This window comes from Achromobacter sp. NFACC18-2 (assembly GCF_900108985.1).
Lineage (GTDB): Bacteria > Pseudomonadota > Gammaproteobacteria > Burkholderiales > Burkholderiaceae_B > Achromobacter.
Genome location: NZ_FNYM01000013.1, coordinates 119871 through 134605, shown reverse-complemented (window position 1 = coordinate 134605; position 14735 = coordinate 119871). Strand labels below are relative to the sequence as shown.

The 14735-nt window shown below is 63.4% G+C and carries 13 protein-coding genes and 1 tRNA gene; 6 read left to right on the top strand and 8 right to left on the bottom strand.

The annotated features are described in order from the left end of the window. Positions 1-27 precede the first annotated feature (27 nt). Positions 28-1926: a molecular chaperone HtpG gene (gene htpG / locus BMW75_RS19830; protein WP_092581547.1), complete on the bottom strand. Its 1899-nt coding sequence runs from the start codon at positions 1924-1926 to the stop codon at positions 28-30. A gap of 200 nt (positions 1927-2126) precedes the next feature. Here htpG and BMW75_RS19825 point away from each other — a divergent pair, with 200 nt between their 5' ends. Together BMW75_RS19825 and BMW75_RS19820 are read left to right on the top strand one after the other, a co-directional pair. Next, a complete protein-coding gene (locus tag BMW75_RS19825; RefSeq protein WP_092581546.1) occupies positions 2127-3518 on the top strand; it encodes a uracil-xanthine permease family protein in 1392 nt (463 codons plus the stop codon). A 165-nt stretch (positions 3519-3683) separates the two neighbouring features. After that, positions 3684-3768: transfer RNA gene (locus BMW75_RS19820), tRNA-Leu, on the top strand. Positions 3769-3866: 98 nt separating this feature from the next. Here BMW75_RS19820 and BMW75_RS29215 read toward each other — a convergent pair. From BMW75_RS29215 to BMW75_RS19810, 3 genes are all read right to left on the bottom strand, one after another. Further along, positions 3867-4088: a hypothetical protein gene (locus BMW75_RS29215; RefSeq protein ID WP_139208571.1), complete on the bottom strand. Its 222-nt coding sequence runs from the start codon at positions 4086-4088 to the stop codon at positions 3867-3869. A gap of 67 nt (positions 4089-4155) precedes the next feature. Beyond that, a complete protein-coding gene (locus BMW75_RS19815; protein ID WP_092581545.1) occupies positions 4156-4596 on the bottom strand; it encodes a lysozyme inhibitor LprI family protein in 441 nt (146 codons plus the stop codon). Between the two features lie 486 nt (positions 4597-5082). Continuing rightward, positions 5083-5622 carry a hypothetical protein gene (locus BMW75_RS19810; RefSeq protein WP_139208570.1) on the bottom strand — a complete coding sequence of 180 codons (540 nt, stop codon included), beginning with the start codon at positions 5620-5622 and terminating at the stop codon, positions 5083-5085. Between the two features lie 344 nt (positions 5623-5966). Between BMW75_RS19810 and BMW75_RS19805 the strand changes: the two genes are divergently transcribed. The 4 genes from BMW75_RS19805 to BMW75_RS19790 all read left to right on the top strand — a co-directional run bounded on the left by BMW75_RS19805 (position 5967) and on the right by BMW75_RS19790 (position 11309). Beyond that, on the top strand, positions 5967-8123 hold the full coding sequence (locus BMW75_RS19805) for a laminin G domain-containing metallophosphoesterase family protein (RefSeq protein WP_092581543.1): 2157 nt from the start codon (positions 5967-5969) through the stop codon (positions 8121-8123). Positions 8124-8320: 197 nt separating this feature from the next. Further along, complete coding sequence (locus BMW75_RS19800) at positions 8321-9148, top strand: hypothetical protein (RefSeq protein WP_139208569.1); 828 nt, start codon at positions 8321-8323, stop codon at positions 9146-9148. A gap of 604 nt (positions 9149-9752) precedes the next feature. Next, complete coding sequence (locus tag BMW75_RS19795) at positions 9753-10937, top strand: S1 family peptidase (RefSeq protein ID WP_254792073.1); 1185 nt, start codon at positions 9753-9755, stop codon at positions 10935-10937. Between the two features lie 75 nt (positions 10938-11012). Then, the gene (locus BMW75_RS19790) at positions 11013-11309 is read left to right on the top strand and encodes a hypothetical protein (RefSeq protein ID WP_092581540.1); all 297 of its coding nucleotides are present in this window, start codon (positions 11013-11015) and stop codon (positions 11307-11309) included. A 292-nt stretch (positions 11310-11601) separates the two neighbouring features. On the opposite strand, the gene BMW75_RS19785 is transcribed toward BMW75_RS19790, so the two are convergent. From BMW75_RS19785 to BMW75_RS19770, 4 genes are all read right to left on the bottom strand, one after another. Continuing rightward, positions 11602-12078, bottom strand: coding sequence for a DUF2778 domain-containing protein (locus tag BMW75_RS19785; protein WP_092581539.1), 477 nt, complete (start codon positions 12076-12078; stop codon positions 11602-11604). 96 nt (positions 12079-12174) lie between these two features. Next, positions 12175-12861, bottom strand: a complete 687-nt coding sequence (locus BMW75_RS19780) for a 4-carboxy-4-hydroxy-2-oxoadipate aldolase/oxaloacetate decarboxylase (protein ID WP_092581538.1) — start codon at positions 12859-12861, stop codon at positions 12175-12177. Then, the gene (locus tag BMW75_RS19775; RefSeq protein ID WP_092581537.1) at positions 12858-13577 is read right to left on the bottom strand and encodes a PIG-L deacetylase family protein; all 720 of its coding nucleotides are present in this window, start codon (positions 13575-13577) and stop codon (positions 12858-12860) included. The genes BMW75_RS19780 and BMW75_RS19775 overlap by 4 nt, the downstream gene beginning before the upstream one ends. A gap of 66 nt (positions 13578-13643) precedes the next feature. Further along, complete coding sequence (locus BMW75_RS19770) at positions 13644-14651, bottom strand: tripartite tricarboxylate transporter substrate binding protein (protein WP_092581536.1); 1008 nt, start codon at positions 14649-14651, stop codon at positions 13644-13646. Positions 14652-14735: the final 84 nt, after the last annotated feature.

Here is a 14735-nt window from a genome sequence, read left to right as displayed (position 1 = left end):
GCCCCTCTCATCAGCCCTGACCGCCGCTTACTTCAGCAGCAACGCATTCAACCGCTTCACGAACGCCGCCGGGTCCGCAATCTGCGCCCCTTCGGCCAGCAGCGCCTGATCCAGCAGCAACCGCGCCCACTGATCGAACTCGCCATCCTCGGCCGCGCGGATGCGCGCCAGCAGCGGATGCTCGGGGTTGATCTCCAACACCGGCTTCACGTTCGGCGCTTCCTGCCCCGCAGCCTTCAGCATGCGCAACAGGTGCGGGCTGAGTTCATTCTGGCCCACCACCACGCACGCCGGCGAGTCCACCAGGCGCAGCGTCACGCGCACTTCCTTGACCTGGTCTTCCAGCGTCTTTTGCAGGCGCTCGACCAGCGGCTTGAAGTCCTCGGCCACTTCGGCCTGGTGCTTCTTTTCTTCCTCGTCGGCCAGCTCCGCCAGATCCAGACCGCCCTTGGCCACGGACACCAGCGACTTGCCGTCGAACTCGCGCAGGTACGACAGCATCCACTCGTCCACGCGATCCGACAGCAGCAGGACCTCGATGCCCTTCTTGCGGAAGATCTCCAGGTGCGGGCTGTTGCTGGCCGCGGCAAACGTGTCGGCCGTCACGTAGTAGATCTTGTCCTGGCCTTCCTTCATGCGCGACACGTAATCGGCGAACGACACCGTCTGCGCCTGGTCGCCCGAGTCCGTCGATGCAAAACGCATCAGCTTGGCGATGCGCTCCAGGTTGGCCGTGTCCTCGCCCGCGCCTTCCTTCAGCACCTGGCCGAACTCCGACCAGAATGTCGCGTAGTCTTCCGGCTTGTTCTCGGCCATGTCTTCCAAGAGCGACAGGATGCGCTTGGCCGAGCCCTCGCGGATGGCGCGCACGTCGCGGCTTTCCTGCAGGATCTCGCGCGACACGTTCAGCGGCAGGTCCGCCGAATCGATCACCCCGCGCACGAAGCGCAGGTACGACGGCAGCAGCTGGTCGGCATCGTCCATGATGAAGACGCGCTTCACATACAGCTTCACGCCATGGCGGCCATCGCGGTCCCACATGTCCATCGGCGCATGCTTGGGCACATACAGCAGCTGCGTGTACTCGCTACGGCCTTCGACGCGGTTGTGCGTCCAGGCCAGCGGGTCGTCGTAGTCGTGCGACACCGTCTTGTAGAACTCGCGGTACTGCTCTTCCGTCACGTCGGACTTGTTGCGGGCCCACAGCGCGTTCGCCTGGTTCACCGTTTCCAGTTCCTCGGTCTTGACCTGCTCGCCCTTCTCTTGATCCCACTCTTCCTTGGCCATGCGGATCGGCAGCGAAATGTGGTCCGAGTAGCGGCGCAGGATCTCGCGCAGCTTCCAGCCATTGAGCAGTTCGTCCTCGTCGGCGCGCAGGTGCAGCGTCACGTCCGTGCCGCGGCCGGCCTTTTCGGCGGCGGCAATCGTGAATTCGCCCTGGCCGTCCGATTCCCACTGGATCGCTTCCGAGGACCCGGCGCGGCGGCTCACCACCGTCACCTTGTCCGCCACGATGAACGACGAATAAAAGCCCACGCCGAACTGGCCGATGAGCTGCGCATCCTTCTGCTTGTCGCCCGTGAGCTGCGAGAAAAACTCGCGCGTGCCCGACCGGGCGATCGTGCCCAGGTTCGCGACCGCTTCCTCGCGCGACAGGCCAATCCCATTGTCCGAGATCGTGATCGTGCGGGCCGCCTTGTCGTAGCTGACCGTGATGGCCAGTTCACCGTTGCCTTCCAGCAGCTCGGGCTGGTCGATGGCCTCGAAGCGCAGCTTGTCGCAGGCGTCCGACGCGTTCGACACCAGCTCGCGCAGGAAGATTTCCTTGTTGCTGTACAGCGAATGGATCATCAGATGAAGCAGTTGCTTCACCTCGGCCTGGAACCCCAGGGTTTCGGACGCGGAAGTCGTGGCGGTTTGGCTCATAGTTCTACGTGGCTAGAAAATTAATTAGGGACAAATATCCGGCGGCGGGGGCAGCGCGCCCGCGCGGTCTCCGGGAAACCCTACTGATGTGGGGGCCTATCGGAACTTTTCAAGGCCGGGTCGCGTGAGAGCAACCTGACGCCGGGCTGTCCCCGGTAAAATCCCGCACTTTTCTACCCCTCCCCGGCCGGCACTCCGCCATGCAACCCGCCTCCCTCGCCCATCCCGCCCCCAGCAGCGCGCCCCACGACGCCGAACCCAGCCACGACCTGGTCTACGGCCCCGACGACCGCCCCGCGCGCCCCGTCGCCTTCGTCGCCGCCCTGCAGCACCTGCTGGCCATCCTGGTCCCCATCGTCACCCCCGGCCTGCTCATCTGCCAGGCCCTGGGCGTCAGCAGCCGCGACACCACCCTGATCGTCTCCATGTCGCTGGTCATCTCCGGCATCGCCACCTACGTGCAGTGCAAGCGCTTCGGCCCCCTGGGCGCCGGGCTGCTCATCGTGCAGGGCACCAGCTTCAACTTCGTCGGCCCGCTGATTGCCGGCGGCTCGGTCATGGTCAAGCAAGGCACCCCGGTCGAAGCCGTCATGGCCGCCATCTTCGGCGTCGTCATCGCCGGCTCCTTCGTCGAAATGGGCATCAGCCGCATCCTGCCCTTCGTCAAGCGCCTCATCACCCCCCTCGTCACCGGCATCGTCGTGCTGCTCATTGGCCTGACGCTGATCAAAGTCGGCCTCATCAGCATGGGCGGCGGCTTCGGCGCCATGGCCAACGGCACCTTCGCCAGCGCCGAAAACCTCACCCTGTCCGGCCTCGTCCTTGGCACCATCATCCTGCTCAACCGCGTGCCGGTCGTCTGGATCCGCAGCACTGCGCTGGTGCTGGCCCTGGCCGTCGGCTACATCGCCGCCGCCTGGATGGGACGACTGGACTTCACCGGCGCCCGCGAAGCCGCCCTGTTCCAGGTGCCCGTGCCCCTGCACTTCGGCCTGGGCTTCTCCTGGGCCCTGTTCGTGCCCATGCTGATCATCTACCTGGTCACGTCCCTGGAAGCCATCGGCGACGTCACCGCCACCAGCAAGGTCTCCAAGCAGCCCGTCGAAGGCCCGCTGTGGATGCAGCGCATCAAGGGTGGCGTGCTGGTCAACGGCGCGAACTCGCTCCTGGCCGGCGTGTTCAACACCTTCCCCAGCTCCGTCTTCGCGCAGAACAACGGCGTCATCCAATTGACCGGCATCGCCAGCCGCCACGTCGGCGTGTGGATCGCCGGCATGCTGATCCTGCTGGGCCTGTTCCCCGTCGTGGCCGGCGTCCTGCAAGCCGTGCCCGAACCCGTACTGGGCGGCGCCGCCATGGTCATGTTCGGCGCGGTGGCTGCGTCGGGGATCAATATCCTGGCGGGCATCCAGTTGGATCGCCGGGCATTGCTGATCATCGCCGTGTCCCTGGCCTTGGGCCTGGGCGTGTCGCAGGTGCCGGAAATCCTGTCGCATCTGCCGCATTCCGTGAAGAGCGTCCTGGAATCGGGCGTTGCGACCGGCGGGATTTGCGCGCTGGTGATGAACTGGTTCTTGCCTGAGAAGAAGTAGGTTTTGGGCGCATAGCGTCCGGGATGCGCTGCGTGGCCTGTCCCGAGATCGCGCTGGATACGGCCTGCTCGCCCGGCCGTCGCCTGACAAGATGGAAAAGACCGCATATAATCGCGGTCTTCGCATCTCCCGCAGCCGTCATCTGGACGTGTTCGCGACCTCCTAGCCCGGGTGGTGAAATTGGTAGACGCAGGGGACTCAAAATCCCCCGCCGCAAGGCGTGCCGGTTCGATTCCGGCCCCGGGCACCAGATTTCGAAAAGCCGTTGACGTTTGCCGTCAACGGCTTTTTTCATTCCGGATTACTGGCGGCCAACCTTGACACCGGCTGCGGTGGGGCCAGGAAGCGCTATCCCTCTGAAGCCCATTCACTCGTGCAAAGTAGATGGGCGGGTATTTCGTCAATTGCGGCTTCCGGCCCCAACACATCCCAAATGTGTTCCCAGCCACCGGTTGAATAATGGACCACGACAACATCTGCGCTCCATTTTTCTAGCCACTGCCGAACCCAAGCGGCATCTTTTGATGGAGACTCGTCAAAATCTCCAGCAAATATCGTTGCTTTACGCATTGTCCTCACCATCGAATTGCAATCAGAGTTCAGCACCACGCCTCTTTGAGCTAACGGCCCATAAAAGCTACTTCAGTGGCCGATCCGACACCAAATCGCGTAGCTGAAACGCTCGTCTACTGTTGAGTTCTGCAATGCAAGCGAAACGCCGCATAGCCAAAGCATTTCCAATTGCCCCACCGCCCAAAGATGAAGCGAATGAGCACTGGGACTCGCGGTACTTCACAAAGTCCTTGTTTGCTGCTTTGAGCTTGGCCTTGGCTTGGTTCACGTACTTGGCGTCTTCATCCCATTTGGTCAGAACGTCTACCGCCTTCTTTTCTGCGTCTTTTAACTCGACCTCACTTTCCTCCGCCTTTTTCTGAAGACATTCCCTAACCCCGGTTATTTCACCCGAACATTCGTTGCGCAGCTCACGTTCACTCTGAACATCGGCATCGGCGGCAGCCATCGAAGCCAATGGAGGGAAAGCAGTCACGAGAAAGACAATAAGAGCTAGTTTGTGCATATGCGGGTGGGGCGCGGTTCCCGACCAAGGCTAGTTGCAACAGCTTTTGTTGACTATAGGCGCTGTCTTATACGGGACCGCAGATCAGCCTGCTCATACGATCAGTGTCTACGTTGCGAGTAGAGACAATCCAGAGAGGCAACCCGCCTTTTCTTGCATATCTTCAGGGCGCGTCGGATATCTGCTCAAAATCGCTGTCAATAGATATCCGTCCATCCCCTCTATTGCATGAAACGCGCTTGAACCCGAATGCCTTATCGACGCTTCACTTATCGCCTAGCGCACAAATGTCTCCTGGTTGAAGGACAAAAGCTACCGAAGCGCCGTCACTATCTTCAGCGTAGACGTCAACTGGCGCACTAGCCCTCCATCGCCCTTTGGGCTCATCCGAACAGCCACAGAGGGCCACCACAATTACCAGACTGGCCGACAGGACTCTCATTTCGTTTTTGGATAGATGTTGAACTTCAGCCGCCGCTATCCGCTTTACGACCGGGCCTCCGGCACTCGCGGCCAAAACTCGCTTAGTTGAATCTTCATGAGCTTTCCATCTGCTGCGAGTCCTAGCGCCAACGTCGGCGCGATGTTGCACCAGCGGTCAGCCGCCCCCCAACTGAGACAGACAATGCCTTGGGCTGGGTCATACAGCGCTTCTTCAATCGGGCAGCATTCCGCGTCGCCGCCCTCGTCAAAGCTCGCCTGAATATATGGCTCCACGTAATCGGCATCGCCTGGGGCGATGGGGTGAAGAAACCGCTGTATCAAGTCAGTGCGGATATCGAAGTCGTGCAGACGCCCCTCTGAATCGAGGACCATAGAAAACTCACCACCGACAATCATGCGGCGAGGGCGTGGGAGCGGCCATTTCGCATTCACAAAATCGCGTAGTGCGCTCGATTCTTGGCCGACGGGCGCCTTCTCTGGATACTCAATCGTGCAGCATAGATTCTGGCTGGGGGCTTCCCAGATGACCTCCACGCGAGGAGGCGAAATAGTCGGGCGGCAGGTGACAGCGAGAGGGCTCATCTTTTATTTGCTCGTACAAAGATCGCAATGCTTGTGCTCAAGTTCATAAAGCAGGACCTCCAACTCGTAGAGTCCGGGACCGAAAGCAGAATCACCCATCATTCAAGGACTATCGCCCCCAGCCTATCAGCGGCGTCTGAGCCGAGTGCTTCGCGCACCCGCTATTGCCGAAGACATGAAGACCGCGCCCGCCGTCACGGCCACGCACGGCATCGGCTGCAGGGCGGCAATGTTCGCTCGCGGCCATGACCGTATTTGAATGGTCATCTTCCCAACACCTAAACATTCATCATCCCGTCACCCGCCCTTCCTAAGCTTCCCGCTTTTCCCACAGGGCGACACAGATGGCGCACGACAAGCAAGACAAGCAAGACGGCAAGCTCGATATTGCCAACACCCCTTCGACACTGCCGGCCGCCACAGATCCGCGGCGGCGCAGCCTGCTCAAGGCCGGCTTCGGCGCCACGCTGCTGCCTGTAGGAGGTTCCCTCCTGCTGTCGGCCTGCTCCAGCGACGACGACGATGACACCTCGACGCCCGAGACGCCCGGACAGCAACCCCAACCCCAGCCCGAACCGCAACCGCAGCCCGTCAACGTTTCCAGCTTCGCCGTCGCCGTACTGCCCGACACGCAGTTCTACTCCCGCTACGCGACGGACGCCGAGAACCAGCAGTTCATGCGCAAGTACGGCAGCGAGCCGTACAAGGCGCAGACGCAGTGGGTGGCGGACCATGCCAAGTCGCTCAGCATTCCGTTCCTGGTCCACCTGGGCGATGTGGTCGACCAGCAGGGCAAGCCCGATCAGTGGAAGGTGGCCGACGCGGCGATGGCGATTCTGGAAGACGCCAAGGTGCCTTACTCGATCCTGGCCGGCAACCACGACGTGATCCTGGACCGCGACTACGTCGACGCCAGCAGTCAGGCCAGCGCCACGGATGCCCAGCGCAATCTGGCCGCCGAGCCGTACCTGCAGACCTTCAGCGCCGATCGCGCCAAGCAGCAAGCCACTTTTGGCGGCCGCGATCCCAGTGGTTTTCACGAATACCACGTGTTCGAAGCCGAAGGCCAGAAGTTCATGGTGTTGTCGTTGTCGTGGCGCATTTCCGATGACGCGCTGACGTGGGCCAATCAGGTCATCCGCGCGAACCCCTCGTTGCCGGTCATCCTGGTCAACCACCAACTGCTGAACATCGATAAAGACGGCGTCACGCCGCTTGAAGTGCCTTACGGACTGATGCTGTGGGACAAGCTGATCCGCGACAACGATCAGATCTTCATGACGCTCAACGGGCACTATCACGGCGCCGCGCACCTGACCAAGACGAATGCGTTCGGCAACGCCGTTGAAGAAATGGTGGTGGACTACCAGATGGCTTACCAGGGCGGCAACGGCCTGATGCGCCTTTACGAATTCGACCTCACCAACAATGAGATCCGGGTGCTGTCGTTTTCGCCCTGGGTGCCTCAGAAGCCGAAGGGAACGCTGAACACGTTCGACCAGGCCATCCTGACGGCCGCCAATGAACAGTTCACCATCAAGATGGATTTCGCCAAGCGCTTTGGCGGCTTCAACAAGGAATTCAAGGCGGCCACGCCGTCGCATACCTCGCTGATCGACCAGGCGCGCGCGTTGATTCTTGCGAACTACACGGATCCGGTTGCCGCGGAGCAAAAGCCTGCCGCCGATAGTGAAGACTACCCGCAGGTCTCGGGCACGCTGGCGCACTGGCGCTTCTTTGGCGGCGCCGATGGTCAGCCTGTCCCCGTGGGCGAGTTGATCGCCGACCGCACCGGCATGAACCCCATGCGCCGCGTGCCCTTGAACATCGATGGCGTGGCCGGTGCGCAGTTGGGCGACGTCGTGTGGTCCGACGATCACCATTACCTTTCGGCCGCTCCCGGCTCGGTGCGCTTTCTGAACACCGACAAGAACACGGCGCGGATGAGCTACTTCGCCACGGACGCCGCGGCCGTCATCAATGCTCAGACCGCGCCCAACGGCTACACGGTGGAAGCGTTCATCAAGATCGACCGCGATTGGGTCGCGTCCAAGCATGCGTGGATGAACATCATGACGCGCGACGGCAAGCGCGGCGACCTGCCGGGCTTTTCCGGGGGAGACCCGGAGTCGCCGCCGTTGCTGTTCGCGGTGTCGAGCCTGCGCGAGATCCAGTGGGAAGTGGTGCCCGATACCGCTGGAACGCGCGGCGCCAAGGCCAACTGGTCTGGCGAGATCATCCCTGACAAGTGGATGCACGTTGCCGTCGTGAACGACGACACCACGCACGAGACCATTCTCTACGTGGAAGGCGCGCCCGTGCTGCGCAACACCTCCGACGCCCCCGGACTGGCGACGCTTGCGGCAAACATGCCGTGGATCATCGGCGCGGGTTCGTGGGATGGCGCACGTGCCGATGGCTTCTTTGGCAGCATCGGTGAAGTGCGTATCGTCGACCGGGCGCTCCAGCCCATCGATTGGCTGACCGCGCGCAAGCGTTGATGGGTGCACGTGCCGGTTGGGGTCAGGGCTAGTCGCAATCCGCAGCGATACCGGCAGTTATCGCCAGGATTTACAGCGACGCCATGGCCACAACCGGCGCGTTTCGTGGCGGCGTAGCTCCCCAACCCCATATTCACTTACACTCCTCGGGTTTTGCCCTCTCAACGCGGACCCGAATGAACGCGATCGCCTTTTTGATGCGTATTTACTATGGGGTGCTGGATCCCATCCTGGTGCGGCGCCGTAAATCGGCGCGCTTGCACTTGTGGGGAGGCACTCCGGCGTCGATGACGCTCGACCTGGAGGCAGGCCGGGCGTCGGGATCGGGTTCCGCCCAGGCGCTGACGCGCATGCGGCGCGTGGCGCAGCGCTATGACATGCACGCGCTTGGCCGCGGCGCCACGCCGATGATGCTGGACCTGCAGGCCTGCGGTGATGCAAAGGGACTGGAACAACAGTTGCGAGGCCTGTCTTCGCGCAACATGACCAAGATCCGCCGCGCCGGGCGCATGGGATATCGCGTGCGCCCTTTCGCGCTGGCCAACCACGTCCATGACGTGCACGCCATCAAGACATCGATGGCGGTGCGCAGTGGCGGTCCGGTGCTGGCGCGCTGGCTATTGCGGCCCGAACATATCGGACGGCAAACGGAAGAGCTCCAACCTTGGAAACCGCCCGCCTGCGATACCCATTGGACTATCTGGTGGGGCGTCTTCATCGACACGCCCGGTCATCGCAATGGCAACCTTGAGACGCCCGAGCGGCTGGTGGCCTACACCAAGCTCGCGCGCGCGGGCGAACTGGTCCACTACCTGGACCTGATGGGACACCGCGATTTTCTGGCTGACGGCGTCATGCTGCTGATGCACGCGCACATCGCGCAATGGCTGCTGGACGCCGACACGCCGCCGGCGCGCGGCGCACGCGCCATTTGGTATGGGGCGCTGGAGCATGGCGGAGAAGGCCTGCTCACCTGGAAGCGGCGTGCGGGGTTTGCGCCTATGCAGGTGCGGTTGACGGGGTGAGCTTGCGCCGTCGGCACGGATACAGCCGGCGGCTTGCACAAAACGCCGGCCCTCATCCGGATCTCATCCACCTCATTCAACCTTCGCTTGTCCATACCGAAAGTTGCCCATACCCAAGCGGTGAACGTAGCCAAATAATGGCTCGCATCAACGCCCAAAAGGCCTAATCCGCTTCGAAATCCAGTCGCTTCCCATGCCAGGCAAGCCGCCCCTCGTGCGGGCTGCCGGGCGTGGTTACCTGCCCTGCCGGCCACCCCGCGCTTGACTGGGGACACGTCGGCAGGACGCTCCGGCAGCGCCGCACCCAGCCTGTCATCACCCTCCGGGCGCCCCCGCGACATTCCTCTCCAGCCCCGATCCGCAGACTGCCAACCGCAAGGTTCGCTTGCGGAGAGGGGCTGCTTTTATCTGGCCAGATCGGCCATCAACCTCAAGGAGCAAACGAAAGGTCCCCTGCACCCAATTGGCCGCCCGCCGCAGTGGCAGTGCAAACCGGGCTTCAAGCGCCAGGCGCGGCTCGAAAAGCCGCGGGGCGACTAATGACCTAATGGAAGTTCTGCACGGTTCTATCTAACGCTTACTCATATAGTTGGAGGACACTGTCATGTCAGGAAAGAACAACAACACCCCACGGGTGGACAACCCGGGCGAAGAAGACGAAGGCGGGCCGGCCACCGGCAAGTCCGCTTCCGGGGCGCCCGAGAACCCGGACTCTGACGCCGCCGGACTCGAAGCGCTGAGCCAAGAGGCGGAACAACAAGCCGTTTTTGCCGAGGCAGGCGTGTCGGACGACCTGCTGGCGTTGCGAGATGCGATCGAAGCGCAGTTGCTGACCGCGTCCGGCGAATTCCGGACCTTCTCCGAAACCCCTTCGTCCGAAGGCATCGTCGGTGTCGGGATAGGCTTGCCGGACCCGACCAACGTCACGTTCGGCGCGGGCGGCCCCGGTGAGCCTGTGCTGACTATCTTTACCGAAAGCGCCATGCCGCAGGAGGCGGTGCTTGGCCAGGTGGCGCAGGCGGCCGGCACGCGCTCGCTATCGAGCGTGCCGGTGCAGCAGGTGCCGGTGGGCGTCGTGGACGCTTATTCGCACCGCGCGCGGCATCGTCCGGCGCCGGGCGGGGTGTCGGTGGGACACGTGAATGTCACGGCAGGTACGCTCGGAAGCCGGGCGATCGGCCTGACGGCGCCGTGGACCAATCGGCACCTGATCCTCAGTAACAACCACGTGCTGGCCAATTCCAACGTTGCCAGCGTGAACGACAGCATCATCCAGCCAGGCACGGCGGATGGCGGGCGCCATCCGGGGGACCAGATTGCCGTGCTGGCGCGCTGGGTGCCGATCAACTTCGGCGGCGCCGCGAATTTCGTGGACGCGGCCTTCGGCTGGGCCTGGCACGAGCGCATCCGCGGCGAGCAGTACTACCTGTCGGGCGGCAGCGCCGCGTATTACCGCACCGGCACGGCGGCGTTGGCCGCCTCGCTCGGCATGATCGTCGGCAAGAGCGGCCGCACCACGGGGCTCACTCAGGGCCGCGTGACACAGATCGGCGTGTCGGTTAACGTGAACTACGGCGGCGGCCGCGTGGCGCTGTTCCGCAACCAGATCGCCATCCAGTCGGTGAACGCCAATCCGTTCTCGGCGGGCGGCGATTCCGGATCGCTGATCTGGCATTGGGCTTCCGGCGTGCGGCCCGTCGCGCTGCTGTTCGCGGGCGGCGGCGGCACGACGTTCGCCAACCCGATCGCGTCCGTGTTTTCCGCACTGAACATCAGGCTGCTGCCCTGATCGAGGTTCCGGCCGCCCTGCCCCTCAACGGGGCGGCCGATTTACCGCTTTATCGAAACACGAGGAGTTGGAGCCATGAGCGACATACCAAAACCAGGACCTGATTTCTCCGGCGCCGGCCCTGTCGAATACGCCCCCCCCGAAGCGCAATCGCGCAGCGCGGCAGGGCAGACACTGGCCAGTGCAGAGGCGAGGCTGCTCGCCACGCCGGGCGTGGTCTCGGTGGGCGTCACCACGGGGCGCCCGGGTGAAGAAGCGCTCGCCGTGGGCGTAACGGACGCCAACGTCGCAGCGCACCTGCCCCGGGAAATCAACGGTGTGCCGTTGATCATCACGGTGACGGGGCCGGTGGATGCGCAGGGGCAGCGCTGACGGCAAACAGCCCCAGAGCGCTACTGATACATACGTCTACGCAGACTAACTGCCGCGATCCAGACCACTGTCGTGAACAGGGCAATCAAGATGAATGCAGCACCCCACAGAACATAAAATTCGACGTCAGCCGCGCCTTCGCAACAGCCAACGGTCAAGCGCGCCGCCAGCGCCTTCCAGAACCAATCTGGCACCGGATTCCACGCAGAAGGATGACCGGCCCAATGGCGCCCGAGCAATAGGCTGCCCAGGATCAGCCATAAGAACAGCGCTACGTATCGCCAACGACGCATTACGCTCCCTGCCTCCCACACCGGACAACGACTTTTCCATACGCCATGAGCCGGGTTCCCGGAATTGGCTGGGCAGGATTTCTTAGCAATTGTTGACGCAAGTACAAGAAGTCATTCTCGCGTTCCACAGTGATGCAGCCTTCGCTTATGCCAAGCGGACCCTTGGGATGCAGTCGAAAATTGCCCCGCTCAACGTCACTACAGAATACGAAATCGTCAATCTTGCTGTCGATCCCGAACAGGCCAAACCAGCCGGAACGTTTCTTGATCCAGGTGTTGACGCTTCCCAATAACCCGCCTGTGGGCCGATCAACGATATAGTACGCCCCGGGCGGAATGGGTCCTACGTTGCGCAAGCAGGCGGCTGCGCAATGATTGACGTGTTTATCCATACCGGAGAACGCATCCATGGATAAGCCCATTCCCTTGAGCTTGCTCATGGGTTGGTTATTGAGCAAAAAGTCCAATTCGACCATACATGGCTCCGCATCGAGTTGTCTCGAAACAGAATGCCTGAAAGCCCCCATAAGGAAATAGGCGCCGTCCGATACTGAGTAAGAAGCGGCTGCGGTCTAGGCGCCGGAGCTGTCCACATAAACCAGCCCCGCCGCCGCCAGCTTCTCGCGCATCCCGTAGATATCCAACCCCAATTCCCCAGCCGCCAGCCGCTTGCGCTTGGCCGCCTCGTTGACCAGCCGCGCGTCGCACGCGTCGGCAACTTCCGCCGCCCGGGCACGCGGCACGATGCACACACCGTCGTCGTCGGCGATCACGACGTCGCCCGGCTGCACCAGCGCGCCCGCGCACACCACCGGCACGTTCACCGACCCCGGCGTGGCCTTGACCGTGCCCTTGGCCGATACGCACTTGGACCACACGGGAAACGGCAAGTCCTTCAGCGCCGCGACGTCGCGGCAGCCGGCGTCGATGACCAGCCCCTGCACGCCGCGCGCGCGCATCGAGGTGGCTAGCAGCTCGCCGAACATGCCGTCTTCGCTGGAAGACGCGCAGGCCACCACCACGATATCCCCAGGCCGGCAGAGTTCGATGGCGACGTGCAGCATCCAGTTGTCGCCCGGCTGGGCCAGGACGGTGACGGCGCTGCCCGCGATGGCCGCGCCGGCGTAGATGGGGCGCAGGTAGGGCTGCAACAGCCCCGTGCGCTGCTGGGCTTCGTGCGCGGTCGCAACGCCGGCCGACGCCAGGCGCGCGATGACCGCGCTGTCGGCGCGCGCGATGTTCCTGACGGCGACGCTCATGCCAGTTCCCCGGTGACTTGGGGAAACACGCGCTGGTAGCCTTCGGCGTACTGGATCTTCAAGTTCGAGTTGCGCGAGGCCTGGACGCCGCGTTGCAGGGCGACGCGCGTGTAGTACTCCCACAGGTGTTCTTGCGCGGCCATGGTTTCGAAGGCGCGGCGCTTCTGGTCCCAGACCTCGGAAATGTCCAGCAGGACCTCGGGCTTCCATTCGCATTGTTCGGGCTGATGCGGCTCGAACAGGAACACGGGCGGCGCGCCCAATACCGCCTGTTCGGGATGGTGGCCGTGCGCCTGCGCGATCACGCGGGCTTCCTGCGCGACGTGCGTGGCCAGCGGGTGGTCGAAGTTGTAGGGGTCTTTTTGCGAGTGGGTCAGCACGAATTCCGGCTGCAGCTCGCGATAGACGTCGACCAGTTCAAAGAGCGCCTCGTCCGACACGCGCAGCGGATAGTCGCCGCAATCCATGAAGCGGATGTCCGCGCCCAGGATGTCGGCCGCAAGGCGCGCTTCGTCGCGGCGGTCTGCCTTCACTTTTTCCAGCGTCATGCTGGGCTGCTTCCACAGCTTGGCGGATTCGCCGCGCTCGCCGAACGACAGGCACACCACGGTCATTTTCCAGCCGCGCTTGGCGTACAGGGCGATGGCGCCCCCCGCGCGCCAGACGAAATCCGCGGAGTGTGCGCTGACGACCAGCCCGTTCTTTTGCCGTTCCATCTCAATTCCTCTATGCATGAAAGCCGGCACGCGCCGCCGCGCGGCGCCGTGCCGGCGCGGGCGCGTCTAGTCCGCCTTGATGCCCGCGTCCTGGATGACCTTGGTCCATTTGGTGGTTTCCGCCGCGACGAACGCGCCGAACTGCTTGTCGGTGCCCGGCGTGACGACGGCGCCCATTTCGCCAAAACGCTTTTTGACGTCGGGGTCCTTCAGTGCGGCCTGCAGCGCGGCGTTGAGCTTGGCCGTGACCTCGGGCGGCAGATCCTTGGGACCGATCAGGCCCCACCACACCGTCGCCATCGCGCCCGGCAAGCCCTGCGAGACCACCGTGGGCACCTCGGGCAGCATGGCGGCCGGTTCGTCGTCCAGCACGGCCAACGCGCGCAGCTTGCCCGCCTTGACGTGCGAGACGACTTCGAGCGGGTTGATCGACATGAAGGAGATGCGCTGTCCCAACAGGTCCGTGACCGCCGGCGAGCCGCCCTTGTAGGGCACGTGCAGCGCCTTCATGCCGCTTTCGCGCTTGAGCAGTTCGCTGGCCAGGTGGCCCGAGCTGCCGTTGCCCGCCGACGCATAGGTCAGCTTGTCGGGATTCGCGCGGCCGTAGTCGGTCAGGTCCTTCAAGGTCTTGAATGGCGATTGGATGGGCACCACCACGGCCAGCGGCGCGTAACCGATCGCGCCGACCGGCGTGAAATCGTGGGCGGGATCGAACGTCAGCTTGGAGAACAGGGCGCCGTTGGCGGCCAGCGTGTTGGAGGCCGTCAGCAGTGTGTAGCCGTCGGCCTGGGCCCGGGCAACCATGTCCATGCCGATGTTGGTGGCCGCGCCGGGGCGGTTGTCGACGATGATGGTCTGCTTCAGGGCCTCGCCCATTTTCTGGCTGACGAGGCGGGTGACGATGTCCACGCCGCCGCCCGCGGCGTACGGCACGACGATGCGGATCGGCTTGTCGGGAAAGGCGGCCTGGGCGGCGGCCGGCAGCGGCGCCAGCGTGGCGGCGGCGAGCAACGCGCCCAGACCCGCGGCGGTGACCAGGGCGCGGCGGGGCCGCGACGGGACGAAAGCCTTCATGAATGTCTCCTGTCTGTCTAGTTATCGGTGTTGGTATGGCGGCATGATGCGCGGAGTACACTCATATCGTCCAATACCGTTTTT